Origin of the sequence: Salipiger sp. PrR007 (genome assembly GCF_010499845.1) — a bacterium.
In the GTDB taxonomy this organism is placed as follows: domain Bacteria; phylum Pseudomonadota; class Alphaproteobacteria; order Rhodobacterales; family Rhodobacteraceae; genus Salipiger; species Salipiger pacificus_A.
The window spans coordinates 80,941-106,266 of the sequence record NZ_JAAGOZ010000019.1 but is presented as its reverse complement, the minus strand read 5'-3'; the positions used below and the strand labels follow the sequence as shown (position 1 = coordinate 106,266).

Sequence of the window (25,326 nt, the reverse complement as noted above, 5' to 3'; positions counted from 1 at the left end):
TTCAGGTGCGTGCGTTCTCGAAGGCCGCCCAGGCGGCCTCGAACTTGGTGAAATCGAACCCCGGCGCGCGGGCGGCATCGAGCACGATCGCTTCGGTCGCCTGCATTTTGCCGATGGCCGCCGGCAGCTCGGCAAGATGGGTCTCGGGGATAACCAGCGCGCCGTGCCGGTCGGCGTGGATCCAGTCGTCCGGGCGCACGGTCATGCCGAAGACCGTCACTGGACAGGCGAGATCGGTCACATGCACAAAACCATGCGATGGGCCGATCGACCCGGCGAGCACAGGAAAGCCGGGCGCAAGATCTCCGAGGTCGCGCATCACGCCATTGGTCAGCGCGCCGGCAAGGCCGAAGCCTTGATGCACGGCGGTGTTGAGCTCCCCCCAGAAGGCGCCAATGGCCGCCTCGCCGTCGAGATCCTCGACCACGGCCAGACGCGGTCCCGCACCGTCCGCCATGTGGCGATAGTAGTCCATGCGGCGGGCCCGCACGGTTTCAGGCGCCTCGGTGGACGGCGCCAGAGCACGGATCCTTGCGGTGCGCGCCCGCCCGACGATCACCCCGGTGGGATCGCTGGCGCAGAGCGTGCCTCGGGTGAAGGCATCGAAGCCGCGCTTGCCGTCGATCACCTCGATGGCATTGCAGACAGTGGGCGTGTCGACGCTGCGCAGCAGCGCGATGACGTGGGTCAGCTCAGCCATTGGCACAGCGCCTCCGTGACGGTCATGGGACTTTCGAGTGTGGGCAGGTGCCCCGCGCCGTCGACCACACGGTACGCGGCATGAGGCATCAGGGAGTGAAGCAGTGTGTGGCGCGTGACCGGGCAGAGCTGGTCTTCGGCGCCGCAGAGGATGAGTGCGCGACCAGTATAGCCACGCAAGGTCTCGCATTGGTCGGGGCGGTCGCGCAGGGCGCAGCTCTGGTGGACAAACACATCCGGCCCAAGATCCGCCGCCATGGCCAGGCAAATGGCCTCGATGTCCGGGTCAGGAGCCGCCAGGTAACGCGGAATGAAGGTGTCTGCCATCATCGCCGAAAGCTCGCCGCGCTCGGCGCGCGCGATCTGCGTGGCGCGCCCGTCCCGAACCTCCGGCGCCTCGGCCAGTGGATTGGTGTCGAGAAGGGCAAGACGGGACACCCGATCTGGGGCCTGTCGCAGAATCTCCATCGCAAGGATGCCCCCCATCGACAGGCCGGCAAGGGCAAAGTGCGGCGGCGCCTCGGCCAGGACACCCGCCGCCAGCGCGCCCATGCTGTCCCCATTATAAAGGTCCGCGCACAGGATGCTCCGGCCCGCCGAGAGCGCGGCGATCTGCGGCGCGAACACACGCGCGTCGCACATCATGCCAGGCAGGAGGACAAGCGGCAGGCTCATGGCGCGGTCCATCCGCCGTCGACCATCAATGCGGTTCCCGTCACCAGCCGCGATGCGTCGCAGGCAAGGTAGAGCACCGCGCCCATCACGTCCTCCACCTCTCCAACCCGGCCGAGGGCGATCTTCTCCATCAACCAGCGGCGCCGGTCGGGATCGGCGAAGGTTGCCTCGGTCAGCGGCGTGCGCACGAAGGTCGGGCACAGGGTGTTGATCCTGATCTGCGCCGGGCCGAACTCCAGCGCCATAGCCTTCACCATGCCTTCGAGCGCATGCTTGGAGGCGCAATAGACCGCGCGGTCGGGCCCGCCGACATGACCCATCTGCGAAGAGACATGCACGATGCTGCCCCCCCTGCCCCGCGCGCTCATGCCCCGCGCAGCACGCTGGCTGAGAAAGTAGGCCGCGCGCAGGTTGACCCCTAGCACAGCATCGAAGTCAGCGGGGGTAGTGTCGATCGCGGGACCGTGGCGCGCTAGTCCAGCCGCATTCACCACCACGTCATAATCACGGTCGAAGAGCGTCTCCTGCGCCTCGAGATCCGCGATGTCGCAGGATAGCGCGCGGGCGTACCAACCCTCGGCATGCAGGGCGGACAGCGCCGCCGCCAGCGGCGCCGCTCGGCGGGCGACGCAGGTAACCTCGGCGCCTGCCTCCGCCAGGGCGACCGCACAGCCCAGCCCGATTCCCGAAGAGGCCCCGGTCACGAGGGCTTGCCGACCCTCAAGACGGAAGGATGGGGTCCGGGGAAGGCTTGCACCAGGACGGGTCGAGACGCTGGCTTGCATCAATACTCCATCGAAACAGGGACCCGAGCCCTTGTGACAGCCCCATGTCCGTTGCACACGTTTGCAATACCGGTATCGGGAGCGAGGGTGCGGCGCAAGCAATTTTTGCATACTTATGCATTTTGTCTTGTCGGGCGAACGCACCCTGGATCAGTTCCTGAGAACCTACCTCATCATCGCGCTAGGCGGTTTCGTCTCGGGTTCGAACAGTCAGCCCCGCCACCACCGCTCTCGCTGCCGACACCTCAGAGAAATCTCTCGTCTAGGGAGTGAAGCGCTGACCCAGCTTTGGAGTCCTGAACAACCTCCGCAACACACGTTCCCCCAGGAAAATGTGCCGGCGCGGCGATACGCACGTGCGGTTCATCGCGCGGATAAGGCCAAAATATGTAAAAATAATTATGGTTTACCGACCAAGTGGCGCGTCTCTGCTATTTGCCGCATGCGCCTCAGTGCGCCTGCCCGATACAAAGTTGAACAAAGTGAAATCGCGCCGACGGAACCTTGCCGACCGAAGGCACTCCGATCTAGGCGCCCCCATACTGCGATTGCCCTGTGTCACCAAAATCTGGCTCCGCGTCACGTCACCCCTGCGCGGATCAGCACCGAGATCGCGGTTTCGAAATGCTCGGTCATCGCGGCCTCGGCCTTCGTGCTGTCCTGCATCCGCTTCGGCATTGCCGCGGCGACAGAGGCGGGCGTGATCGCGCTGGTCTGGGCTTTCGTGCTGGGCAAGTTCGTGTTCCGCGAATACAGCTGGCGCCATCTCGGCCGGTCGCTTGCCGAATGCTGCGTCGACAGCGCGCTGATCGGCTTCCTGATCGCGGCCTCGGTGCCCTTTGCCTGGATCCTGATCGCCGACGGCATGCCGCAACAGCTCGTCGGATTGACCCAGGACTATGCGCTCGGGCCGGCGGCGCTGATTCTCGTGGTCGTGCTGACGCTCTTCGTGGCGGGCACGTTCCTCGATCTGACCCCGGCCAGCCTGATCGCCGCACCGCTGTTCCTGCCGCTGCTGACCGCCGCGGGCTTCGATCCGGTGCAGGTCGGGATCATCATGATCATCAACCTTCAGCTTGGTGGCGTGACGCCGCCCGTGGGCATCCTCGTGTTCATCACCGCGCAGATCAGCAGGACCCCGGCCGCGGCGGTGTTCCGCGAGCTGACGCCCTTCGTCGCGGCGATCATCGTCGTGCTGGGACTGGTGTGCGCCATTCCCGCGCTCACGCTGGGGTTGTGGTCGCTGATCGGCTGAGCGCGCAGGGCCACGGTCCCGCTGCGGTCCGGCCGCGGCCCCTCCCCCGGCCGCACGCCGTTGCCCCGCTCACCCGATGCCTCCTGGGCGGACCCCCGCCCCAGCCCGGACCGACACTGCTTCAGGCCCGGCCCGGTGCCGGGGTGCGCAGGACAACCACCGAGACGCAAGGCACCACAAGCGGCGCAATGGCATGGGTGATTTCCCCATGGTCCCAGTGGACCGCGCAGCACCCCGGTCTGTGAATATCCCAGATATCCGCGGGCGGTTCGGGCGACCCTGCAAAGGCGGAAACTTCGCCTGTACCGCGACTTGACGGCTCCCTTCGCTCTCTGGCGCGTCTCGTTCTGGTCGAGTGCCGCCGAACACCGATGGGAGGGTGCTTGCTCCCTTCGGCCACGATACCGACCCACGATCGAGCGTCATGCACCCAATGGAGATGGGCTGACGCAAGCGCGGGGCGGCAACCGCAGCGCCGAAGCCCACCAATGGCCTGTGCAGCAGCGTTGACCCCCGCGACGCTTTGCGTTGTTCGGGCTCTAACACCCTTGCGAAGAACTGATGGGGCGCGAAGCGGGTAGGGACAAATTTTGAAAAAGAGTAGCGATGAAAGTGCCTGCCGGCGGGCCGAGGGCCTCTGCGCCGGGGATCGTTTCGAAGGGACGGCATCTGGCAGAGACACCGTGTCATGCGCCGAAAGCTGTCTTTTGCGCTGGAGACGTCCCGCCCCTCGCTTGCCCCTTGAAATAATTTGCACCAAACAAGAAAAATTTCACGCGGCGTTGACCAAGGCCGGAAGCCATCTCTATCGTCCCCTTACGCAAGAAATTGCGGGTCGTGAAATTACTTGCGGGGAGGCAAGTGCTCACGCACCGAAACCCCTGGCGTCTGCCAGGGTCATTTGGGAGGACAACATGAGACAATCCGCTATTGCCGTGGCTCTGGCCCCGGCACTCACTGCCCTATCGCTTGCAACCGCGAGCCCGGCGATGGCCCAGGAGGGTCTGCACTGCGCTCCGGGCGAGACCTATATCATGAACGTCATGGTGTCCGGCCACCCCTATTGGGTGCCGGTCTACCAGGGCTTCAAGCAGGCTGCCGATGCCTTCGGCTGCGAAACGGTATTCTCTGGCACACCCGACTACGACATCACCAAGCAGATCGCCTCTTTCGAGCAGGACATGGTGAAGCAGCCCGCGGGTATCCTGGTGCATCCGATGCAATCGGATCCGTTCATCGAGCCGATCAACCGCGCCATCTCAGATGGCACGCAGGTGGTGACCTTTGCGGCGGATTCTCCGAAATCCGACCGCAGCGCCTATATCACCTCCGACAACCTGGCCGAGGCGAAATTTGCTGCCGAGGAAATCGTCAAGCAGATCGGCGAGACGGGCGAATACGCGGTTCTGGAGAATCCGGGTCAGTCCAACCATGACCTCCGGGTGACCGCCCTGATCGACTACATGCAGCAACATTATCCCGACATGGAACTGGTCGGTCGCCAGGCCACCAATCAGGACAGCACCGCCGCCTATCGTGCGACCGCTTCGATCCTACAGGCCAATCCCGAGCTGGGCGCGATTTGGATCCCCGAGGCGGGCTCAGCGGAGGGCGCGGTCGCGGCGATCCTCGAAGCCAAGTCGGACGTGCTGGTCATGCATGCGGATATCACCCCGGCCACGCTCGAGCACATCAAGGCCGGCAACATCCACATGGCGCTGAACCCGAACCAGGGCATGCAGGGGTTCATGGGGTTCATGGCGACCTTCATGGCGGCGCATTCCGAAGTCTTCGATCCGTTCAACGACTACCGGACCTCGGGTTACAACCCGGTGCAGATCCCCTTTATCGACAACGGATTTGCCGTGATCACGAAGGACAATGCCGACAGCTTCGATCTGAACACCTACATGCAGGGCCGCGACCCGGCGTGACCCAGGCGGCGGGCTGTTCGGGCCCGCCTCACCGCCCTTTTCCGAGGCCCTCTCATGCACGACGACGTGATCCTGAAAATCTCCAATGTCAGCAAGTCCTTCGGCCCGGTGCGCGCGCTGAGGGGCGTCAATTTCGAGCTGCGCCGCGGCGAGATCCACGCGCTCGCCGGCGAGAACGGCGCGGGAAAGTCCACGCTGATGAACATCATCGACGGCATCCTCCAGCCCGACGGCGGCGAGATCCTCTGGGAAGGTGAGCCGGTCCGCATCGCATCCCCAAGCGCCGCGCAGCAGCTGGGGATCGGGCTGGTGCATCAGGAGATCGCCCTCTGCCCCGATATTTCGGTGGCCGAGAACATGTTCATGGCGGTCACAAACCGGAGCCGCCGCCTTCTCATGGATGTGGGTGCGCTCAAGCAGAAAGCCCGCGCCGTGCTGGGGAAGCTGTGCGATATCGATCCGGGCGCGATCGTTCGGGACCTGCCGATATCGCATCAGCAGCTGGTCGAGATCGCCAAGGCGCTGACGCTCGATTGCAAGGTCCTGATCCTCGACGAGCCGACCGCCGCGCTGACAGACCGCGAGGCGCAGACCCTTTTCGAGATCATGCACAGACTGTCGGCGCAGGGCATCTCGATCATCTACATCTCGCATCGGATGGTCGAGATCTTTGACAATTGCGACCGCGTCTCCGTCTTTCGGGACGGTCAGTACATCACCACCGCGCCGATTTCCGGGATCACGCCCTCGGGCGTGGTCAACGCGATGGTCGGCAGGGAGATCGGTACGCTCTATCCACCCAAGCAGGCAGCGGAAACGCGGACGGACAAGGTGATTTTCGAAGTCAGGGATTTGACCGAGAAAACTCGGTTCAGGAACGTGTCCTTCGCGCTGCGCAGCGGAGAAATCCTCGGCATCGCGGGTCTGATCGGCTCGGGGCGAAGCGAAATCGTCAAGGGCATCTGCCGACTAGAGGGCGACGCTTCGGGCGAGGTGCTGCTCGATGGAAAAACGCTGGATCTGCGCCACTACGGCGACAGCATCGCGGCTGGCCTCGTCTATCTTTCCGAAGACCGAAAGGGCGATGGCCTGTTCCTGGAACGCTCCATTGCGGAGAATGTCTCGGCACTGGATCTTGGTCGTGTCTCCACCGCGACGGGACTGATCGAGACGGAAAGGGAAATGGAATTGGCCCGAAGTCTGGGAGCGAAACTCAACCTCAAGTTCGGGCGGCTTTCGGACCCGGTGTCTTCCCTGTCAGGGGGCAACCAGCAGAAAGTGGCAATTGCGAAGATGCTCTCGGTCAATCCCCGGCTGATCTTCCTCGATGAGCCGACCCGCGGCGTGGATGTCGGTGCCAAGTCCGAGATTCACCGGATCCTGAGGGAACTGGCCTGCGAAGGCGTCGGAACCGTGGTGATTTCCTCCGAGCTGCCCGAGCTGATTGGGCTATGCGACCGCGTGCTGGTGGTGCGCGAGGGCCGCATCGCTGGCGAAGTAGCCGGGGACGCGATGACCGAAGAAAACATCATGCGCCTGGCCTCGGGCCTCGAGACCGCCCCGCAACCGACACTGAATGCCTGAGGAAGACCGATCGTGGAAAACTCAATCGAACTGACCGCAGCCGCCAAGCAGGGAGCGAACCCGGTGAAGAAGTTTCTCAGGATGCGCGAGACCGGGCTGATCCTGATCATCCTGGCGCTCTTCGTCGCCATGTCCTTCGCATCGCCCTACTTCCTGACTTGGGTGAACATGCGCGCGATGGTCATGGCCTTTGCCGTCGAAGGCATCGTGGTGGTGGGCATGACGATCCTGCTGATCTCGGGCGGCATCGACCTCTCGGTCGGCTCTGTCACCGCGCTGGCGATGGTCATCGCCGGATCGCTCTTCCTCGCAGGTGTCGACCCTTGGCTCGCCTCGCTGGTGGCGATCGCCGCCTGCACCGGGATCGGGGCCTTCATGGGCTTTTTCGTGACCCGGATCGGGCTGCACCACTTCATCGTCTCCCTAGCGGTAATGGTGATCGCGCGCGGGGCCTGTCTTCTCTTCACCGGCGGTCGTCCGCTCGGGTTGTTCACGCTGCCGCCGGAATTCAAGTTCATCGGCCAGGGCTCGATCGGGCCGGTGCCGCTGGTGATCATCGTCTTCCTGGTGGTGGTCCTGTGCTTTGACTTCATGCTCCGGCGCAGCACTGCCTTCCGCAAGGTGTTTTATACCGGCAGCAACGAGAAGGCCGCCGCCTATTCGGGGATCCGGACCAAGCGAGTGATCTTCCTCACCACGACGCTCTGTTCGACGCTTTGCGGCATCGCCGGGATCATCTACATGGCCCGCTTCGGCTCGGCCCAGCCAACCTTCGGTCTGGGCATGGAACTCAACGTGATCGCCGCGGCGGTGATCGGCGGGGCGAGCCTCAACGGGGGCTCCGGCACGATCTTCGGCGCGATCCTGGGGGCGGCGCTGCTGTCGGTCGTATCGAGCTCGCTCTCGCTGCTCGACGTGTCGGTCTACTGGCAGGACATCATCCGCGGGTCGATCCTGCTCACCGCGGTCTCCATCGATCACTACCTGAACAAGAAGCGCGACGCGGGAGGCAAGGCATGACCGAACCGTCTCCCGACTTCGATCTCATCCGCCAGATTCACACCGTGCTCGTGCTGCACTTCGTGGAGGGGGTGAAGCAGTCCGAGATCGCCGCGAAGCTCAACCTGTCAACCTCGAAGGTGAACCGGCTGATCGCGCAGGGCCGCAGGCTCGGCATGGTGCAGATCGACATCAAGAGCCCGTTCCAGCGCCTCTCGGACATCGAACAGAACCTGGTGGCGTCGACCGCGCTCGACGCGGCACGGGTGACGCCCACGGTCTCGGGCAACGCCGACACCACGCTTCACCAAGTCGGCCGCGCCGCAGCCAACCTCCTGCTCGAGACCCTGCGCGACGGCGATGTCATCGCGATCACGGGCGGCAAGGCGGTCAGCGCGGTCGTCGAGAACCTGTCACCCGAGCAGCCGCTCGACGTCACCGTCGTGCCACTCACCGGCGGGGTGCAGGGCAAATTCTACACCGATGTGAACCATCTCGTGACGCGCATGGCCGAACGGCTCGGCGGCAAGCCGATCCTGATCCACGCGCCGCTCTTTGCCGAGAACCGGGCGCAGCGGGACATGCTGACCGGCATGGCGCCGATCAAGCAGGTCTTCGACCTTGCGCGCACCGCTAATGTCGCGCTCACCGGCATCGGCTCGGTCGAGCCGCGCGGATCGAGCTACTACGACCTCAATCCGGTGCCCGAGGCCGATCGCAAGATGCTCGTGGGCATGGGGATCGCCGCCGAGTTCATGGCGCATTTGATTGGCATCAACGGGCAGGTGGCGGACTACGAACGCAACCAGCGCCTCGTGGCCCTGCATCCGCATGACACGGCGACCTGCCGCACCGTGATCGGCGTCGCTTCCGGCGTGCAGAAGGCGCGCCCGATCCAGGCGGTGCTGAACGGAAAACTTCTGAATTCACTTGTAGTTGACGAGGAGACTGCCGCTGCGGTCCTCGCGCAGATGAAAGGGTCTGAACATGCCGCATGAGATGCTGACGCGCCAAATCGGAAGATCGGGGATCGAGGCTTCGGTGATCGGACTCGGAACCTGGGCGATTGGCGGCTGGATGTGGGGTGGCACCGAGGAGACCGCCTCGATCGCTGCCATCCAGACCTCTGTCGACGAGGGTGTGAGCCTGATCGACACGGCGCCCGCCTACGGGCAGGGGCTGGCCGAGGAGATCGTCGGCAAGGCCCTCGTGGGGCGGCGCGACAAGGTCGTGCTGGCGACGAAATGCGGGCTGGTGTGGCACACGACGAAGGGCAACCGTTTCTTCGACTACGACGGCCAGCCGGTGCATCGCTACCTTGGCAAGGACGCGATCATCCACGAGGTCGAACAGAGCCTGAAGCGGCTCAGGACCGACCACATCGACCATTACATCACCCATTGGCAGGACCCGACCACCCCGATCGAAGAGACGATGGAGGCGCTTGAGTCCCTGAAGGCGCAGGGCAAGATCCGCTCCATCGGTGCAAGCAACACCACGCCGGCGGATATCACGGCGTATCTCGCCGCGGGACAGCTCGACGCGGTGCAGGAAGAGTACAGCATGCTCAAGCGCGATCTCGAGCAATCGCTCCTTCCGCTCTGTCACGAGCACGGGGTTTCGGTGCTGAGCTACTCGTCGCTCGCGCTTGGGCTGCTCAGCGGCAAGGTCGGGCCGGACAGAGTCTTTTCCGGAGACGACCAGCGCCGGGACAATCCGCGCTTCTCGCAGGGCAACCGACGCAAGATCGCGGCCTTCATGGAGGAGATCGCGCCGATCGCCGAGGCGCATGATGCGACCCTGGCGCAGACGGTGATCGCCTGGACCGTGCAACAGCCCGGCATCACCTTCTCGCTGTGCGGTGCGCGTACCGCGGAACAGGCCCGCGAGAATGCGGCCGCGGGCCGCATGCGCCTGACGCCGGAGGACCTCACCGCGATCTCGACCGCCGGGGCGCGCCACCTCATCGACCTCGACGGCTGACCGCCCAACCCCCGCCGACCCATCCAGCGCCGGAGAATTTCTCCGGCGAACGGAGGAGGAATGCCTTTGGAACGACACGACAGTTTCGACAAGATCCGCGAGAACGCCATATTCGACGTGCTCGTCATCGGCGGCGGCATCAACGGGCTTGGCGTCTATCGCGAGCTTGCGCTGCAGGGCCTGCGGGTGTTGCTGGTGGAGCGGAACGACTTCTGCTCGGGGTGCAGCGCAGCCCCCTCGAGGATGATCCACGGCGGCCTGCGCTATCTCGAGAACGGCGAATTCGGGCTGGTGAAGGAGTCGCTCGCCGAGCGCGACGCCCTGCTGCGCAACGCGCCGCATCTCGTCGGGCCGCTGCCCACCACGATCCCCATCAGCTCGGTCTTTTCGGGCATGTTCAATGCGGCGGCGGGGTTCCTTGGCCATTCCGGAAAGCCCGCGCGGCGCGGTGCGCTTCCGGTGAAGATCGGACTGACGCTCTACGACCTGGTCACCCGCAGGCGTCGCGCCCTGCCCCCGCACCAGTTCCGGAACGGCCGGGCGACGCGTGACAAATGGCCGGCTCTCTCTCCGGAGGTGCGGTGCTCGGCCTCCTATCACGATGCTTGGATTTCCTATCCCGAACGCCTTGGGCTCGAGCTCGTGGACGACACCGCGCGGATGGCGCCGGAGTCGATTGCCCTGACCTATGCCGAAATCACCCGCGACGGGGATCAATTCATGCTCACCGATCGCGAAGCCGGAGAAACCCTGCCCGTCGCGGCGCGGCTGGTGGTCAATGCCGCCGGTGCCTGGCTCGACGAGGTGCGGCGGGACCTCGGGGACAGCGTGGGGAACGACGCCCCGATGGTGTCGGGCACGAAGGGATCGCATCTCATCCTCGACAATCCCGCGCTGCACGCGGCGCTCGGCGGTCACATGATCTTCTTCGAGAACTCCGACGGGCGGGTCTGCATCATCTTTCCCTACCTTGGCAAGGTGCTTGCCGGCTCCACCGACATCCGCGTCGAGACGCCGACGCGGACCGCCTGCACCGAGCCGGAGCGCCGGTATATCCTTGAGGCCGTCGGGCGGGTCTTTCCCGACCTCCCGATCGCGGAGCAGGACATCGTCTTCAGCTACAGCGGGATACGGCCCCTGCCCCAAAGCAACCACGCCTTCACCGGCCGCATCTCGCGCGGGCATTTTACCCACCGGATCGACGGCACGGTGCCGCAGATCTGCATGGTCGGGGGCAAGTGGACGACCTTCCGCGCCTTTGCCGAGCAGACGACCGACGTCGTGCTGGCCGAGCTTGGGCGCGTCCGCGTGGCGCACACCGGGACCTTGCCGATCGGCGGCGGGCGCGACTTTCCCGGCAGCGCCGCGCTCCGGCAGACGCTGATCCGACACTTCGGTGTTTCGGAAAAGCGCGCCGCGCGCATGGCCGAAACCTACGGAACCCGCGCGCAGGATGTTCTGGTGTTCTGCGCCGGCCGTGCCGACGACCGGCCGCTGGCAGGCGGCTGCACCCTGACCGCCGCCGAGATTGCCTGGATGACCGCGCATGAACGCGCCCTGCACCTGTCGGACGTCGTGCTACGGCGCAGCGATCTGGCGATCACCGGACAGATCAGCGCCGAGCTGATCGACCGCATCGCCGACGCGATGGGCCGGGCGCTCGACTGGTCGGCGCAGCAGCGCGCCGCCGAAGTCGCGGCGCTCGGGGAAGAGCTTCACCGCTACCACGGGGTCTCCCCGCAGGTGCTGGACCAGAGATCGACGCAAAGGAGAACCGAATGCGTGTTAGCAACAAGGCCCGCATGAACCGATTGTTCACGAATGGCGGGTGCCTCGACGTGGCGATAGATCACGGCGTGTGCAACGAGCCGAGCTTCATGACCGGCCTCGAGGACATGGCCGCAGTGATGGACACGCTGATCGGCGCGCGGCCAGACGCGATCCAATGCGCCTATGGCCAGGCGGATCTGCTGCAGAGCCGCCCGGAGAAGGACAAGCCCGCGCTGGTCATGCGGATCGACATGGGCAATCCCTACAACGACCAGCGGCATCGCGTGATGTGGTCGATGCTGCAGAATGCCGACGAGCCGATCATCGGCGCGCTCGAGATGGATGCCGCCGCCGTGGTGGTCAATCTGTTCATGCTGCCCGATGAACCCGAGCTGTTCCGTCAATGCATCGAGAATATCTCGCGCGTGCGCGCCGCCTGCCACAAGTACGGCATGCCGCTGATGATCGAGCCGCTGGTGATGCTGCCCAACGATGTGCGCGGCGGATACCAGGTGGATGGCGACGCGGAAAAGATCGTGACGCTTGTCCGGCTTGCCTCGGAAATGGGAGCCGACATCATCAAGGCCGACCCGACCGCCAATCCCGAGGATTTCCACCGGGTGGTCGAGGCCGCGCGGGTGCCGGTGCTCGTGCGCGGCGGCGGCAAGGAGGACCTGCGCCATGTGCTGGAGAAATCAGCCGCCCTCATGGCGCAAGGCGCCAAGGGCATGGTCTACGGCCGCAACATCTACCAGCATGCCAACCCGAAGGCCGTGGTCGCGGCGCTGATGGCAATGATCCATCAGGGTGCGGGCGGCGAAGAAGCATGGGACATCTACAACCGTGGCTGACAACAGGACATATCTGCTGGGGCTCGACGCCGGCAACACCGTGATCAAGGCCGTGCTCTTCGACCTGGAGGGCAGGCAGATCGCCATGCACGCGCTGGACGGACGGTCCGCGACACCGGCGCCGGGCCATGTCGAGCGCGACCTCGACGAACTTTGGGAAAATGCCTGCGTGGCGATCCGCACTTGCATCGAGCGCGCCGGCATAGATCCGTCGCAGATCGCGGCAATCGGCTGCGCAGGCCATGGCAACGGGCTCTATCTTCTGGATGGCTCGGGCGCGCCGCTCATCGGGATCCAGTCGCTGGACACCCGTGGGCAGCGCGTGGCGGCGCAGCTTGGCGACGCGTCGGGCGGTGCCCTGCACGCGATCTGCTTGCAGAAACCATGGTCCGCGCAGACCCCCACCCTCCTGGCCTGGGTCAAGCAGAACCTGCCCGAGCTCTACGCCGAGGCCGGAACGCTGCTCTTGTGCAAGGACTTCATCAACTTCCGGCTCACCGGCGAGTTGACCAGCGACACTTCGGACATGTCGGGATGCGGGCTGCTCCGGATGCCAGACTGCGCCCATGACGACACGCTTCTGGACCTCTACGGACTCTCGGACGCGCGGCGACTGCTGCCCCGCCTCGTCGACCCCAGCGAGATCGCCGGCCGGGTGAGCGCCGTGGCCGCCGCGCGGACGGGGCTCGCCGAGGGAACGCCGGTCATCGGCGGGTTCTTCGACGTGGTCTCAAGCGCCATGGGCTCGGGCGTGGTCGCCCCCGGCGAGGCTTCGATCATTGTCGGGACATGGAGCATCAACCAGGTGTTCTCGTCGGCCCCGGTGGTGAACGACAGCGTCTTCATGGTCGCTGGCTTCGGCCCCGAGCGTTTCGTTAACATCGAATCCAGCGCCACCTCCGCCGCCAATCTCGAATGGTACGTGAGGGAATTCGTCGAGCGGGGCGGGCATCACCCCGATCCGTTCGGCCACTGCAATGCCCGGGTCGCCGAGGTGGTGCCAGCCGAGGATGACCCGCTGTTTCACCCCTTCCTCTACGGATCGGGCGAGGGCGCGGAATTCCGTGCCGGCTTCTACGGTATCGCCGGATGGCACACGGAAGGGCATCTGCTGCGCGCGCTGATGGAAGGCGTCATGTTCGAGCATCGGCGGCATATCGAGACCCTAAAGCGCGCAGGCGTGTGTTTCGATCACGCGGCGCTTTCCGGTGGCGGCGCGCGCAGCCCGGTCTGGCCGCAGATGTTCGCGGACGGCATCCAGGTTCCGGTGCGCGTCGCGGAGGCCCAGGAGACCGGTGCGCTTGGTGCCGCCATCGGGGCGGGCGTCGGCGCGGGGCTTTTCGAGAACTACGAAAGCGGCATCGCGGCCATGACCCGGGTCAGTGCGAGTTATGAGCCGAACCCAGACTTGGCGGCGCATTACGATGCCCGTTACCTCCGCTATCTCGACCTGCGCGACGCCATGCGTCCGTTCTGGGCACGTGAGTGAGGGACCAGAGGCAGACATCATGACAAGGCCATAGCATCTTCGGGGCGGGAACCGCAGGCTGCGTTCTTGCCGACCGGCTGAGCGCCGATCCGAAGTGCCGCGTGCTCCTGCTCGAAGCGGCCGGGTCGGACAATTATCACTGGGTGCACATTGCCGTCGGGTACCTCTATTGCGTCGGCAATCCGCGCACCGACTGGATGATGACCACCGCCGCCGAGCCCGGTCTCAACGGCCGCCGCCTCGCCTACCCGCGCGGCACGCTTCTGGGGGGATGCAGTTCGGTCAACGGTCTGATCTGCATGCGCGGCCATGCCGCCGACTACGATCTCTGGCGGCAGCTCGGCAATCCGGGCTGGGCATCGGACGACGGGCTGCCCTATTTCATCAAGTCCCAGGACCACCACGCCGGGGCGAGCCCCCTGCACGGGGCGGCGGCGAATGGAAGGTGTCGCGGCAGAAGCTGGAGTGGGAAATCCTGCGCCCCGTGCAGGAAGGCGCGACGGAATTCGGCATCGAGCCCCGCGCCGATTTCCAAAATGGCAGCAATGAAGGCTTGGGCTTCTTCGAGGTGAACCAGCGCAATGGCATGCGCAGGAACACCGCTAAGGGATTCCTGAGGCTTCCGAACCTTCGCGTAATGACCTATGCGGAAACGCAGCAGGTGGTGATCGAGGGCGGCAGGTGACCGGCGTCCGTTTCCGCCACAAGGGGCGCGTGCATGAAGCGGGCGCGAAACCCGAAGCCCTCTTCGCCGCGGGGGCGATCAATTCACCCAAGCTGTTGGACTTTCGGGCATAGGCGATCCGGGTCTCCCGGGAGATCACGGGTTGGAGGTGCGCCATGCGCAGCCAGGGGTCGGCGCGAACCTGCAGGACCATTTGCAGATCCGCACCGTCTTCCGCGTCGGCAACACGGTGAGGCTGAACGAGGTGGCGAATTCGCTGCGCGCTAAGCTGCGCATCGCGACCGAATACGCGCTCAGGCGCAGCGGGCCGATGTCCATGGCGCCAAGCCAGTTCGGCATGTTCACCCGCTCCGACCCCTCGCTCGACATGCCCGACCTCGAGTATCACGTCCAACCGCTCGCCACCGACAAGCCGGGGGATCCACTGCACGACTTCCCGGCCATCACCGTCTCGGTCCGCAACCTGCGGCCGGAGAGCATCGGCTCGAGCCATACCATCAGCGCCGGGGCGGACCGGCGGCCTGTCATCCGCCTCAACTATCTCAGTGCCGAAGCGGACCGGCGCATCGCGCTGGCTTCCATCCGGCAGGCGCGGCAGATCATGAAGGCCCGCGCTATGGCCCCCTGTGCGCCGCAGGAGATCCTGCCGGGCCCGGCCGCCGAGAGCGATCAAGATCTGCTGGAGGCGGCGGGAAACATAGCAACACCCATCTTCCACCCGGCCGGCACCTGCCGGATGGGCAGCGACGCGGCGGCGGTTGTCGACCCCACGCTGCGCGTCAGGGAACTGCCGCGGCTGCAATGGCTTGAAGCTCCTTGAACACGGCATAGCGCTCCAGATGCTTCGCAACCGCGTCCGGGCTTGGAAGATTGATGCCGCCGCTGCGCGACATTGCCGTCATGGCGCCGGCGGCATCTTCGTAGCGCGCGCCCGCCAAGGCGCCGAGCATGGCGGCGCCAAGCAGGACAGGTTCCGCGGACTCCGGAGCAACCACGGGCTTGCCGGTGGTATCTGCAAGGATTTGGCGGATCACCGGATGCCGGCCCGCGCCGCCACTGATCGCGATGCGGGCGATCTCTGCGCCGGCGGCGCTTTGGGCCTCGATGATCTGGCGCAGCCCGTAGCCGAGGCCGCAGATCGTCGCGAGGTAGAGTGCCAGCAAGCTGTCGAGGTCGCGCTCCATGCCGATCCCCATGATCGTGGCGCGGCGGTGCGGATCGGCGTGAGGCGCGCGGTTGCCGAGCACCTCCGGCACCACGTGGACACCTTGGACGCGCTCGAGAACCTCCCGGTCATCGACATGATCCGCGAGCCAGGACGGCAGGCTCTGACCGGCCGCCGCTGCGAGCTCATGCCCCTCGGTCGCGTAGGGGTGATGGTCGATCAGCTGGTCGACGGCCGCGCCCGCCGCGGATTGCCCGCCTTCGTTGAGCCACATGCCGGGGATCATCGCCGAGTGGTACGGCCCCCAGACACCACGCACGAAAGCCGGCGTCTCCGTGGTGGTCATCGTGCAGGACGAGGTGCCGAAGACATAGGCGAGATCGCCCGTCGGATCGCCGCTCGTGCCGACGGTGCCGAGGCCTCCCGCATGTGCGTCGATCAACCCCGCGCCAACGGGTGTTCCCTCCGGCAGACCCATTTGCGCCGCCGCCTCCGCCGTGAGGCCTGTGCCGAGCGCGGTTCCCGCAGCGACGACGCGGCTGCCAATACGGGTGAAGCCGTCCTTGCCGAGGTCGCCGAGGCCGACTTTTTCAAAGTAGCTCGCGTCCCAGCCCCCTTCGTGACCCAGGTAGGTCCACTTGCAGGTGACCGTGCAGATCGAGCGAGACAGATCCCCCGACGCCTTCCACGTCAGGAAATCCGTGAGGTCCATGAACTGCCATGCGGCGGCATAGACCTCTGGCGCATGTTCCTTGAGCCAGAGCAGTTTGGGGGTCTCCATCTCGGGCGAAATGACGCCTCCGACGTAGTCGAGCACGGGATGGCCGAGGGCGTTGATCCGTGCCGCCTGTTCGGTGGCGCGATGATCCATCCAGACGATGATGTTCCTGTCCGCTTCAACGGGCAGCGGCACGCCTCCCTCCCCGAGGATCACCAGCGAGCAGGTGGCATCAACTCCGATGCCGCCGATGCTTGCCGGATCGACCCGGGCGGCCGCGACCGCCTCGCTCACGGCGGTGCAGACTGCAGACCAGATGTCGTCGGAGGATTGCTCCACGCGGTTGCCCGGGCCCTTCCAGAGCGCGACCTGCTGCGAGGCGGTGCCCTTCAACACCCCCTGCGCGTCGAAGACACCCGCCCTTGCCGAGCCCGTGCCCACGTCAATGCCGATCAGATGCATGTCAGAGGTCCACGCTGTTGGGCAGAATGACCATGTCACGGATCACCACGCCCTTGGGGCGGGTGAGCATGAAGACGACCGCCGCGGCCACTTCTTCCGGCTGCATCAGCGAGCCGTTCGCAAGCGCCTCTTCCATCTTTTCCTTCGGCCAGTCGTCGAGCAGCGCCGTGACCACCGGGCCGGGCAGGACCGCGCCCATCCGGATGCCATGCTGGGACACCTGGCGTCGCGTCGTGTGCAGAAAGGCCTGCACGGCGAATTTCGAGGCCGTGTAGATCGGTTCCCAGACGACCGGGACGACGCCTGCCACCGATGAGGTGAACAGGACGTCGCCCGACTTTCGCGCGATCATGCCAGGGAGGACGGCATTCACGCAGCGGAAGGCCGCATTGATGTTCAGGTTCAGCATCCGGTCCCAGGCATCCGGGTCGCCCTCGGCTGCGGGGCCGCCAACGTAGGCACCGGCGTTGGCGTGGAAGATGTCGAGCGGGCCGACGAGGTCCTCGATCCGCGGAACCATGGCCGAAACCGCGGGCCCGTCGAAAAGATCGAGCACGAGGGGATGGGCGTTCTCGCCCAGCTTGCTGCAGAGCCGGGAAAGTTTCTCGGAGTCGCGATCGATGAGCACGACCCTGGCGCCTTCCGCCAGAAGCGCCTTGGCGCAGGCGAGGCCGATGCCGCTGGCCGCGCCGGTGATCGCGGCCGCTTTGCCTTTCAGTTTCATGGTCTTGTCCTTATGCGCGGCCATGCGAGGCACGGGAGCGACGGGCGAGGCTGTCGACGATCACGGCAATCGCGAGGACGCCGCCGGTGATCATGTAGCGAAGGCTCGAGGAAAGGTTCAGCAGTGTGAGACCGTTGGAAATGGCCTGGATCACGATGATCCCGAGCAGCGCCGACCAGGCGGAGCCACGGCCGCCGAAGAGCGAGGTGCCCCCGATGACCGCCGCGGCGATCGCGTTCAGGTTCACGTCGCCCGTGCCGGCCTGTTGCGAGGCGGAGGCGAGGCGGGAGGCCGCGAAGACGCCCCCAAGAGCCGCCAGCGACGAACAGAGCATGAAGGCCGAAAGGCGGATCTTCTTCACCGGGATGCCAGAGCGGCGCGCGGCCTCCGCATTGCCACCCACGGCGAACATGGAGCGCCCCCACTGCGTGCGGCGCAGCGCATAGTCGAGCGCGACGACGAAGAGGGTGAAGACACCGAACATGTAGGGCACGCCGCGACCCTGCTCGAGATAGGCGACGCAGCCGATGAGAGCCACGGAGAGCACGCCGGCCTTCACCAGCAGCACCGACAGTCCCGGGCTGGAGAGGTTGGCGTCACGCCGGCGATTCATCGTCTTCAGCCCCGAAAAGACCATCAATACGCCCGGCAGGATCGCCGCGAGATAGGACAGCCACGCGGGCATGATGAGGATCTGGCCGAATTTCACCAGCGGCGAAGTATAGGGCAGGTTGATCGAGCCCGTGGCCCCCAGCAGGTAGAGTTGCAGGCCAAGCAATGCCAGCAGCCCTGAGAGCGTGGCGACAAAGGACGGCATCTCGAACTTATTGCGCAGAAAGCCATAGACGAAGCCCACGGCCGCACCTGCAAGGACCGCCCCGAGGATGGCGAGCATCATCGGCAGGCCCGAGTTCACCCAGAGAACACCGACCAACGCCGAGGACAGGCCGGACATCGAGCCGATCGAGAGGTCGATTTCGCCCAGCAGCAGCACGCAGACGACACCAAGCGAGATCAGGCCGATAGCGGCGGCGTCGAACAGCAGGTTCACGAGGTTGTTCGGCGCAAGAAACACCGGGTTCAGGGACGAGAACACCAGTGTGATCAGCAGCAGGCCGATGAAGACTGGCAGCATTCCGAGGTCGCCGGATCGGACGCGGTCGAAGAAGGCACGCAGCGCACCGGAGAGACCTTCGTCATGGCGGACGCGCGTATCGGCGCGGTCGAGTTGGGCGCCGCTCATGCGACTTCTCCTTGCTTGCGGGCCAGGCGGCGAGAGACCGAGTTTTCAGAGGCGCCGGTGATCGCGGCGACCAGTTCCTGATGAGAGGTTTCGGCGGTGAACACGCCGTTGTTCTGGCCGAGGCGCAGGACGACGATCCGGTCGGCAACGGCGCGCACATCCTCCATGTTGTGCGAAATGAGGATAACGCCATGCCCGCGCTCCCGGACGCGCTCGATGAGGTTCAGAACCTCGGCGGTCTGCGCGACGCCAAGCGCGGCGGTCGGCTCGTCCAGCATGATGATCTTGGGATCGAGCAGCAGCGAACGGGCAATGGCCACGGTCTGGCGCTGGCCGCCCGAGAGCGAGGCGATCGGCTCACGGACCGAAGGAATGCGGGCGGCAAGCTCCTGCAAAAGTGTCCAGGCGCGAACCTCCATTTCGACTTCATCCAACGCCCAACGGTTCAGCTCGTGACCCAGGAAGAGGTTGGCAACCACATCGAGGTTTTCGCACAGCGCCAGATCCTGGAAAACGGTGGCGATGCCAAGCGCGAGCGCGGTGCCGGGGCTGTCGAGACTGACGGGCGTGCCGCACCACTCGATGGTTCCGGAGGTCGGCTGGTGCACGCCCGCGAGCGTCTTGACCAGCGTCGACTTGCCTGCGCCGTTGTCGCCGACCAGGGCGACGACCTCGCCTGCATGCACATCCAGCTCGATGTCCTTGAGCGCGGTCACCGCGCCGAACTGCTTCGACACGCCGCGCAGTTTCAGGATCAGTTCACCCTGTTCCATGTTTTCTCCTCCCTGTTTTACCGGGGGCAACGTGCTGCCCCCGGCGATCTCCTGACCGGAGATTACTCGATGCCCAGCTCGGCGCAGGGGTCGGCGTATTCGCCGGTGCAGACCTCGGAAGCGGTCTGGATTCCCTTGTCGAAAATCTCGGACTTGATGTTCTCCTGCGTTACGACCGCCGGGACGAACAGCTGCGAGGGCGTGTCGTAGAGCGTTGTGGTGGCCTCCGGCTCTTCGCCGTTGACAAGCTTCATCGCCACTTCTGCCGCTGCCTCAGCGACGATCTCCGAGGGCTTGGAGATCGTGTTGTACTGGTCGCCCGCGATGATGAGCTGCAGCGCTGCGATGGTGGCGTCATTGCCGGTCACAGGCGGCAGCGGATCGACGCCGGCCGCTTTCATCGCCGCGATCGCGCCGCCAGCAGTGCCATCGTTGGCGGCCACGATGCCCTTGATTTCAGGGCCGAAGCGGGTGATCTGGCCGGCCGCCCACTCCTGCGCCTTCGGCGGGGCCCAGTCCGGGGTGTCGAATTCGGAAAGCGTCTTGTAGGCGGAATTGTCGAGCGCGGAGTCGATGCCATCGCGGATCAGCCCGGCAGCGGCGTCGGTGGGCGAGCCGTTGATCTGCAGCACGCCTTCGCCCTCGGCGACGCCCGACGCCTTGAGGTGGTCGACCAGGGATTGCGCAATGGCCCGACCGATGCCCTCGTTGTCGAAGGACACGTAGAAATCCGCCGGCACATCGGGGATCGGCCGGTCATAGGCCACGACCTTGACGTCTTGGGAGTGCGCGATCTGCACCAGTGCCGCTGCGGCGGAACTGTCGACCGGATCGAGCACGACGACTTTCGCGCCCTGGGCGATCACCGAGTTGAACTGCTGCTGCTGCAGGGCCACGTCGGCGTTGGCATTCTGGTAGATCACCGTGCAGTCGGGGCAGAGCTTGTCCATGGCGGCCTTGAAGCCGGGATAGTCGTGCTGTTCGTAACGGGTGGATGCCTGATCGGGCATCAGAAAGGCGACGGTCGCCTCTGCATGCGCCATGGTCGCGGATGCGATCGCCAGCGCGGATGCGGCGAGAAAACGGGTCTGGGTCATGTTACTCCTCCTGTCATGTCAGACCGGCCCTGCGGGCAGCGCACAAGAAGGGAGTCCTCCGGACAAGCGGCCCGGCAGCACCCAGAACAAGTTCCTCCTCCCAGCGCGCCATCTTTGGACGCTCTATCGGACGAGCATGATATTATTGCGATGCTCAACCGATAGAGCATAATTGCTCTCGACCTTCGATCCTGTCAAGATCGCTGAATGAACACTCTTTGCGAGAGGCACTCTCATGACGGCCGGTGACGGAATTTCCTCAAAGCGGACAACGATCTACGATTTGGCCAGGATCGTCGGCACCTCTCCTACCGCCGTCTCCTCCGTGCTCAACGGATCATGGAAGAAGCGCAGAATCAGCCAGAAGCTCGCCGATCGCGTGCTGAGCGCTGCCGAGGAAAATGGCTACGCGCTCAACATCCAGGCCAGTGTCTTGCGCCGCGAGAAATCCAACATCGTCGGCATGATCATCCCGAAATACGACAACCGCTTCTTCGGCGCGATCGCGGAGCGCTTCGAGGAGGCCGCACGCGCCGAAGGTCTCTTTCCCGTCATCACCTGCACGCAGCGCGACCCCGATCTTGAGGTCGAGGCGGCGCGCGGTCTGCTATCCTACCAGGTCGATTGCCTGGTGGCCTGTGGCGCAACAAATCCTGACCATATCGCCGAGCTTTGCGCTGCCAATGGGGTCGCGACGATCAACCTCGATCTGCCGGGCGGCCGCGCGCCGTCGATCATTTCCGACAGCTACTCTGGTGCCCTGGATCTCACGAACGTCATCCTCGACGCTTGCGAGCGAGACCTGGGGTCCAGGGCGCCGCTGGTCTTCATCGGTGGCCGCCTCGATGATCACAACACCAAGGAACGGCGGCGCGGCTTCCTCGACGCCCACGCAGCGCGCGGGATCGAGGTACCCGAAGGCAACGTCCTGATGCCGGGCTACGCCCCCGAGAAGGCGCGCGCGGTCTTGGAAAGGATGCCAGCGCGCGCCCGGGGTATCTTCGTGAATTCGACCATCACCCTCGAAGGCGTGGTGCAATGGATGCAGTCGCTGCCGCCGGCCGAGGCCGCCGGAATGCGCTACGGCAGCTTCGACTACGATCCTTTCGGCGCTTTGCTGCCGCAGAATGTCGGCATGGTCGAGCAGGATGTTCCGAGCCTCATCGCGGCATTGGTGGCGCGGATGGGTGACCTCGCCAATGCGCCGATCGACGTGACAAAAGTGCCCTGCATTCTCCGTCTGCCGCACACTTAATCGCAGCAACGTCCAAGGCGGGTTTGAAGCGGCGCAAAGCCTCCTCGAAAGATACCCGTTGGCACACTACCGTAAGCGGATCGATCAAGACGGCTGAACAACATGGCAAACCAAGGCTGACCGCGTCTGGCCTTGGCTGCGTTCATGGGCGTCGGCGCGGACGATGGACAGTCCCGGACCAACGCTGCCCTGCGCAGCACCGCGTGCCGCATCGATGCGGTAGAAAGGTCGGAATACCTCATCGAGCAGATGGTCCGGGATGCCGGGGCCGGGGGCGCGGATGATGACGTGGACCATGTCTCGCGTCTTGCGGAAATCGACCTCCGCGCTGCCCCCGTATTTCACGGCATTCTCCAGCAGATTGCGCGGCGCATAAGGAAAATCCACTTTCTCACACCCGAATTTGGAACTCTGGATCGGGCAAGTAACGGGATCAGCCCCGATGGGGGGTCAGGTCACCGCGACGACCGAATAGTCGGGCGAGCCCTCCCAGACGAGGTCCCAGGACGCCCCCGGGCGGACGTTCTGTATGGCGCGGGGCTCGAAGCACACGAGGCAATTGCCCCCCGGCACGGGCGCGCGAACCGAGGGGTAGATCAGCCCCCGCGAGCCTTCGCGCCGCAGGTGCTGGGCGAGGCTCTGGCCCTCGGGGTATCCGATCTCCGGTTCGGGGCGCAGCGCAGGATGGCCCGGATCGTCGGTGATGTCATCGAAGGTGCCGATGAAATCCGCCAGCATCTCGACGTAGCGGGCGCTGTCCTCGAAACAGCCGATGTAGCCGAGTTCCCGTGTCCGGTGCCACGCGACCTCGCTGACCGAGACCATGACGTCCCAAGCGCAGTACCAGGCCCCGCGCTCCTCGGAGTTGAAGCGATTGCCACCCGCCCGCGTATAGGTGAAGGCCGCGTTGACATGGGTCTCTCCATAGATGCGCAGGTCGTGGCTGCGGCGGCGCCAGGCAAGCTCGCGCGGGTCGATATGCGGGTTCCTGCCCCGCTCGGCCTGAAGGCGGCCGCTGGTCAGCCCCTCAATCTCGGCGAGGATCTCGAGTTCGTCGTCGCTGTCCACGAGGCCGCGCAGCGCGGGCGGCTTGTGGTAGGTGGCGGGCAGGAGGCGCACGAGGCCGCGATCCGAGATCTCGGTCTGTTTCACGCGCCACCCCGCAGCGCGTCGAGGTAGGTGCGGATCGCGAGGATCTGCGGCAAGCCGCCCTCGACTGCGGCATCGATCGGCCGGCTGCCGCCGAAGAGCGGGCCGGCGTTCGGCCGGGTGAACCAGCTCCGCGCGAGCGGATCCGAGAAATAGAGTTCGAGGGACTTGTAGATGCCGATCACCGCGCTGAGCCGCAGCAGCTGGTCCTTGGTCAGCTCGCCTGCGAAATCGGGTTTCCGGGCGCGCTTCCAGGTGCTTTCCGACATGTCCGCAAGGCCCGCCGCCTCCTTCACGCTCAGCGCCCAGGCATCGGCGATGCGCGCGTAGGCCTTGAGGGCGACGGCGTTGATCTGTGCAGGTTCCCGGGTCTTGGCGATGACGTGCATCTCGATCTCCTTTGGTTCGAATATAGTCCATATGAACCTATAGTAAAGATCATATGAACTGACAGCATGGTTTCAACAGATGTCAGCGCGCGTGTCCTCCTGGACTGGGAATAGCTTCGACGGCTCGGAGCGTTCTAGGATCACGCGGACGCGAGTCTTCACCTTGGGAGTGGGCACCGAGCTGGCAAACCGTGAATTCGCGTACGGCGAGCCTTCACCTGTTGCCATCCTCACCGAGGCGTAGTTCATGGGGCCTACTAGGACCCACAGGAAGGGCGGATGCCTTGACCACCACCACGCCCGCCCGCACTTACCTTGTCGTCCTGACCGCGCTCGGCGCGACGCATCTTCTGAACGACCTGATGCAGTCGCTGATCCCGGCGGCCTATCCGATCCTGAAAGAGGCTTACGGCCTCGACTTCGTGCAGATCGGGCTGATCACGATGACCTTCCAGATCGCCGGATCATTGCTTCAGCCGGTCATGGGGATGGTGACGGACCGGTATCCCGCGCCCTATTCGCCGGTCGTCGGCATGGCCTTCACCCTGTCGGGGCTGATCTGCCTCGCTTTCGCGGGAAGCTATGGCGGCATCCTTGTAGCGGTCGCGCTGATCGGCATCGGCTCCTCGATCTTTCACCCGGAGGCGACCCGGACGGCACGCTATGCCGCGGGCGACCGGCAGGGGCTGGCGCAGGGGATCTTTCAGGTTGGAGGTCAGGCGGGCGGCGCGCTCGGGCCGGTCCTTGCCGCGCTGATCATCGTGCCTTGGGGGCAGCCGAGCCTCGCTTGGTTTGCGGTGCTCGCGCTGCTCGCGATGCTGATCCTGACCTGGATCGGCAGCCAGCAGCACCGGATCCGGGCAGAGTTCACCCACCGTTCTGCCCGCAGGCTGGCCGAAGCCCCCGCATCGAAGCGGAGTGCCGCGACGGTCGCTTTGGGATTGATCGTCCTCACCTTCCTGATGTTCACCAAGAACACTTATGGCGAGAGCTTCCGGTCCTTCTACACCTTCTACCTCATCGAGAAGTTCGGCCTGTCGATTCCCGCCTCGCAGATGATGCTGTTCCTCTTCCTCATGGCCGCCGCCGTGGGCGTGCTGATCGGCGGCATCGTCGGCGATGCAATCGGACGGCGACAGATCATCTGGATCTCGGTGCTGGGGCCGCTGCCTCTGACCCTGATCCTGCCTTACGCCGACCTGTTTTGGACCGGAGTGCTGACGATCGCGATCAACCTGATCATGGCCAGCGCCTTTGCCTCGATCCTGATCTACGCGATGGACCTGCTGCCGAACCGCATCGGGCTGATCGGAGGACTCTTCTACGGCCTGAACTTCGGCCTCGGAGGGATCGCGGCAGCGCTGCTCGGCATCCTGGCGGACAGCTACGGGGTCGAGGCGGTCTATAGGCTTTGTGCCTTCCTGCCGCTGGCGGGACTTGCCGTTTGGTTCCTACCGCCGATTGAGGAACGGCGCGTTCGGTAGGATGGAGCGAATGGCTGTCGAGGGTCCGGCGCGCCTGTACGGGCATTTCCGGGATTTCGTTCCAAACGAGCCATCCAGCCAATGTTGCCCAGATCAGAGCCGTATAGTCGAGAGGCGCAACGACAACCGCGGGCGTCATTCGGAAGGCCTGGGTGATC

The 25,326-nt window shown here is 65.1% G+C and carries 24 protein-coding genes; 13 read left to right on the top strand and 11 right to left on the bottom strand.

All coding sequences use genetic code 11. The annotated features are described in order from the left end of the window. Position 1 precedes the first annotated feature (1 nt). The 3 genes from G0Q01_RS09530 to G0Q01_RS09520 are packed head-to-tail and all read right to left on the bottom strand — an operon-like array spanning position 2 to position 2,159. Positions 2-700: an RraA family protein gene (locus tag G0Q01_RS09530; RefSeq protein WP_164192653.1), complete on the bottom strand. Its 699-nt coding sequence runs from the start codon at positions 698-700 to the stop codon at positions 2-4. Then, entirely contained in the window at positions 688-1,374 is a 687-nt protein-coding gene (locus G0Q01_RS09525) for an alpha/beta fold hydrolase (protein WP_164192649.1), read from the bottom strand. The genes G0Q01_RS09530 and G0Q01_RS09525 overlap by 13 nt, the downstream gene beginning before the upstream one ends. Then, the gene (locus tag G0Q01_RS09520) at positions 1,371-2,159 is read right to left on the bottom strand and encodes an SDR family NAD(P)-dependent oxidoreductase (protein ID WP_164192646.1); all 789 of its coding nucleotides are present in this window, start codon (positions 2,157-2,159) and stop codon (positions 1,371-1,373) included. The genes G0Q01_RS09525 and G0Q01_RS09520 overlap by 4 nt, the downstream gene beginning before the upstream one ends. Before the next feature lie 652 nt (positions 2,160-2,811). Here G0Q01_RS09520 and G0Q01_RS09515 point away from each other — a divergent pair. The 11 genes from G0Q01_RS09515 to G0Q01_RS26810 all read left to right on the top strand — a co-directional run bounded on the left by G0Q01_RS09515 (position 2,812) and on the right by G0Q01_RS26810 (position 15,529). Continuing rightward, the gene (locus G0Q01_RS09515; protein ID WP_370526702.1) at positions 2,812-3,414 is read left to right on the top strand and encodes a TRAP transporter large permease subunit; all 603 of its coding nucleotides are present in this window, start codon (positions 2,812-2,814) and stop codon (positions 3,412-3,414) included. A gap of 914 nt (positions 3,415-4,328) precedes the next feature. Next, positions 4,329-5,348 carry a substrate-binding domain-containing protein gene (locus tag G0Q01_RS09510; RefSeq protein WP_164213309.1) on the top strand — a complete coding sequence of 340 codons (1,020 nt, stop codon included), beginning with the start codon at positions 4,329-4,331 and terminating at the stop codon, positions 5,346-5,348. 54 nt (positions 5,349-5,402) lie between these two features. Continuing rightward, a complete protein-coding gene (locus G0Q01_RS09505; RefSeq protein ID WP_164192639.1) occupies positions 5,403-6,932 on the top strand; it encodes a sugar ABC transporter ATP-binding protein in 1,530 nt (509 codons plus the stop codon). 12 nt (positions 6,933-6,944) lie between these two features. Continuing rightward, positions 6,945-7,952 carry an ABC transporter permease gene (locus G0Q01_RS09500; protein ID WP_164192607.1) on the top strand — a complete coding sequence of 336 codons (1,008 nt, stop codon included), beginning with the start codon at positions 6,945-6,947 and terminating at the stop codon, positions 7,950-7,952. Next, positions 7,949-8,929 (top strand): sugar-binding transcriptional regulator, encoded by a 981-nt coding sequence (locus G0Q01_RS09495; protein WP_164192604.1) that lies wholly within the window; start codon positions 7,949-7,951, stop codon positions 8,927-8,929. The genes G0Q01_RS09500 and G0Q01_RS09495 overlap by 4 nt, the downstream gene beginning before the upstream one ends. Before the next feature lies 1 nt (position 8,930). Then, positions 8,931-9,914, top strand: a complete 984-nt coding sequence (locus G0Q01_RS09490) for an aldo/keto reductase (protein ID WP_235939935.1) — start codon at positions 8,931-8,933, stop codon at positions 9,912-9,914. A gap of 60 nt (positions 9,915-9,974) precedes the next feature. Continuing rightward, the gene (locus tag G0Q01_RS09485) at positions 9,975-11,720 is read left to right on the top strand and encodes a glycerol-3-phosphate dehydrogenase/oxidase (protein ID WP_164192598.1); all 1,746 of its coding nucleotides are present in this window, start codon (positions 9,975-9,977) and stop codon (positions 11,718-11,720) included. Beyond that, positions 11,693-12,535 (top strand): class I fructose-bisphosphate aldolase, encoded by an 843-nt coding sequence (locus tag G0Q01_RS09480; RefSeq protein WP_164192595.1) that lies wholly within the window; start codon positions 11,693-11,695, stop codon positions 12,533-12,535. Before G0Q01_RS09485 ends, G0Q01_RS09480 begins: the two co-directional genes overlap by 28 nt. Further along, positions 12,528-14,024, top strand: coding sequence for an FGGY-family carbohydrate kinase (locus tag G0Q01_RS09475; RefSeq protein WP_370457212.1), 1,497 nt, complete (start codon positions 12,528-12,530; stop codon positions 14,022-14,024). Before G0Q01_RS09480 ends, G0Q01_RS09475 begins: the two co-directional genes overlap by 8 nt. Positions 14,025-14,059: 35 nt before the next feature. Continuing rightward, entirely contained in the window at positions 14,060-14,596 is a 537-nt protein-coding gene (locus G0Q01_RS26815) for a GMC family oxidoreductase N-terminal domain-containing protein (protein WP_370526704.1), read from the top strand. 261 nt (positions 14,597-14,857) lie between these two features. Beyond that, positions 14,858-15,529 (top strand): GMC family oxidoreductase, encoded by a 672-nt coding sequence (locus G0Q01_RS26810; protein WP_370457215.1) that lies wholly within the window; start codon positions 14,858-14,860, stop codon positions 15,527-15,529. On the opposite strand, the gene G0Q01_RS09465 is transcribed toward G0Q01_RS26810, so the two are convergent. The 5 genes from G0Q01_RS09465 to G0Q01_RS09445 all read right to left on the bottom strand — a co-directional run bounded on the left by G0Q01_RS09465 (position 15,489) and on the right by G0Q01_RS09445 (position 20,891). Next, positions 15,489-17,054, bottom strand: a complete 1,566-nt coding sequence (locus tag G0Q01_RS09465) for an FGGY-family carbohydrate kinase (RefSeq protein ID WP_164192592.1) — start codon at positions 17,052-17,054, stop codon at positions 15,489-15,491. The two genes, G0Q01_RS26810 and G0Q01_RS09465, sit on opposite strands and share 41 nt — an antisense overlap. Position 17,055: 1 nt before the next feature. After that, positions 17,056-17,778 (bottom strand): SDR family oxidoreductase, encoded by a 723-nt coding sequence (locus G0Q01_RS09460; RefSeq protein ID WP_164192589.1) that lies wholly within the window; start codon positions 17,776-17,778, stop codon positions 17,056-17,058. 10 nt (positions 17,779-17,788) lie between these two features. Then, entirely contained in the window at positions 17,789-19,021 is a 1,233-nt protein-coding gene (locus G0Q01_RS09455) for a sugar ABC transporter permease (RefSeq protein WP_164192586.1), read from the bottom strand. Next, positions 19,018-19,794 carry an ATP-binding cassette domain-containing protein gene (locus tag G0Q01_RS09450; RefSeq protein ID WP_164192582.1) on the bottom strand — a complete coding sequence of 259 codons (777 nt, stop codon included), beginning with the start codon at positions 19,792-19,794 and terminating at the stop codon, positions 19,018-19,020. The genes G0Q01_RS09455 and G0Q01_RS09450 overlap by 4 nt, the downstream gene beginning before the upstream one ends. Before the next feature lie 62 nt (positions 19,795-19,856). Next, positions 19,857-20,891 carry a sugar ABC transporter substrate-binding protein gene (locus G0Q01_RS09445; protein WP_164192579.1) on the bottom strand — a complete coding sequence of 345 codons (1,035 nt, stop codon included), beginning with the start codon at positions 20,889-20,891 and terminating at the stop codon, positions 19,857-19,859. Between the two features lie 235 nt (positions 20,892-21,126). Between G0Q01_RS09445 and G0Q01_RS09440 the strand changes: the two genes are divergently transcribed. After that, complete coding sequence (locus tag G0Q01_RS09440; protein ID WP_164192576.1) at positions 21,127-22,146, top strand: LacI family DNA-binding transcriptional regulator; 1,020 nt, start codon at positions 21,127-21,129, stop codon at positions 22,144-22,146. 84 nt (positions 22,147-22,230) lie between these two features. Here the strand turns inward: G0Q01_RS09440 and G0Q01_RS09435 are convergent, their stop codons facing one another. The 3 genes from G0Q01_RS09435 to G0Q01_RS09425 all read right to left on the bottom strand — a co-directional run bounded on the left by G0Q01_RS09435 (position 22,231) and on the right by G0Q01_RS09425 (position 23,684). Next, positions 22,231-22,533 carry an ATP-binding protein gene (locus G0Q01_RS09435; protein WP_164192573.1) on the bottom strand — a complete coding sequence of 101 codons (303 nt, stop codon included), beginning with the start codon at positions 22,531-22,533 and terminating at the stop codon, positions 22,231-22,233. A gap of 63 nt (positions 22,534-22,596) precedes the next feature. Then, entirely contained in the window at positions 22,597-23,298 is a 702-nt protein-coding gene (locus tag G0Q01_RS09430) for an RES family NAD+ phosphorylase (protein ID WP_164192570.1), read from the bottom strand. After that, positions 23,295-23,684 carry an MbcA/ParS/Xre antitoxin family protein gene (locus G0Q01_RS09425; protein ID WP_164192566.1) on the bottom strand — a complete coding sequence of 130 codons (390 nt, stop codon included), beginning with the start codon at positions 23,682-23,684 and terminating at the stop codon, positions 23,295-23,297. Before G0Q01_RS09425 ends, G0Q01_RS09430 begins: the two co-directional genes overlap by 4 nt. 362 nt (positions 23,685-24,046) lie before the next feature. Between G0Q01_RS09425 and G0Q01_RS09420 the strand changes: the two genes are divergently transcribed. Further along, on the top strand, positions 24,047-25,168 hold the full coding sequence (locus tag G0Q01_RS09420; protein WP_370457214.1) for an MFS transporter: 1,122 nt from the start codon (positions 24,047-24,049) through the stop codon (positions 25,166-25,168). The last annotated feature ends 158 nt before the right edge of the window (positions 25,169-25,326 follow it).

Bases quoted from the DNA above. Each gene is read 5' to 3' on its own strand.
- G0Q01_RS09530 (WP_164192653.1), bottom strand. From the start codon at position 700: ATGGCTGAGCTGACCCACGTCATCGCGCTGCTGCGCAGCGTCGACACG.
- G0Q01_RS09525 (WP_164192649.1), bottom strand. From the start codon at position 1,374: ATGAGCCTGCCGCTTGTCCTCCTGCCTGGCATGATGTGCGACGCGCGT.
- G0Q01_RS09520 (WP_164192646.1), bottom strand. From the start codon at position 2,159: ATGCAAGCCAGCGTCTCGACCCGTCCTGGTGCAAGCCTTCCCCGGACC.
- G0Q01_RS09510 (WP_164213309.1), top strand. From the start codon at position 4,329: ATGAGACAATCCGCTATTGCCGTGGCTCTGGCCCCGGCACTCACTGCC.
- G0Q01_RS09505 (WP_164192639.1), top strand. From the start codon at position 5,403: ATGCACGACGACGTGATCCTGAAAATCTCCAATGTCAGCAAGTCCTTC.
- G0Q01_RS09495 (WP_164192604.1), top strand. From the start codon at position 7,949: ATGACCGAACCGTCTCCCGACTTCGATCTCATCCGCCAGATTCACACC.
- G0Q01_RS09490 (WP_235939935.1), top strand. From the start codon at position 8,931: ATGCTGACGCGCCAAATCGGAAGATCGGGGATCGAGGCTTCGGTGATC.
- G0Q01_RS09485 (WP_164192598.1), top strand. From the start codon at position 9,975: ATGCCTTTGGAACGACACGACAGTTTCGACAAGATCCGCGAGAACGCC.
- G0Q01_RS09480 (WP_164192595.1), top strand. From the start codon at position 11,693: ATGCGTGTTAGCAACAAGGCCCGCATGAACCGATTGTTCACGAATGGC.
- G0Q01_RS09465 (WP_164192592.1), bottom strand. From the start codon at position 17,054: ATGCATCTGATCGGCATTGACGTGGGCACGGGCTCGGCAAGGGCGGGT.
- G0Q01_RS09460 (WP_164192589.1), bottom strand. From the start codon at position 17,778: ATGAAACTGAAAGGCAAAGCGGCCGCGATCACCGGCGCGGCCAGCGGC.
- G0Q01_RS09455 (WP_164192586.1), bottom strand. From the start codon at position 19,021: ATGAGCGGCGCCCAACTCGACCGCGCCGATACGCGCGTCCGCCATGAC.
- G0Q01_RS09450 (WP_164192582.1), bottom strand. From the start codon at position 19,794: ATGGAACAGGGTGAACTGATCCTGAAACTGCGCGGCGTGTCGAAGCAG.
- G0Q01_RS09445 (WP_164192579.1), bottom strand. From the start codon at position 20,891: ATGACCCAGACCCGTTTTCTCGCCGCATCCGCGCTGGCGATCGCATCC.
- G0Q01_RS09440 (WP_164192576.1), top strand. From the start codon at position 21,127: ATGACGGCCGGTGACGGAATTTCCTCAAAGCGGACAACGATCTACGAT.
- G0Q01_RS09425 (WP_164192566.1), bottom strand. From the start codon at position 23,684: ATGCACGTCATCGCCAAGACCCGGGAACCTGCACAGATCAACGCCGTC.
- G0Q01_RS09420 (WP_370457214.1), top strand. From the start codon at position 24,047: ATGCAGTCGCTGATCCCGGCGGCCTATCCGATCCTGAAAGAGGCTTAC.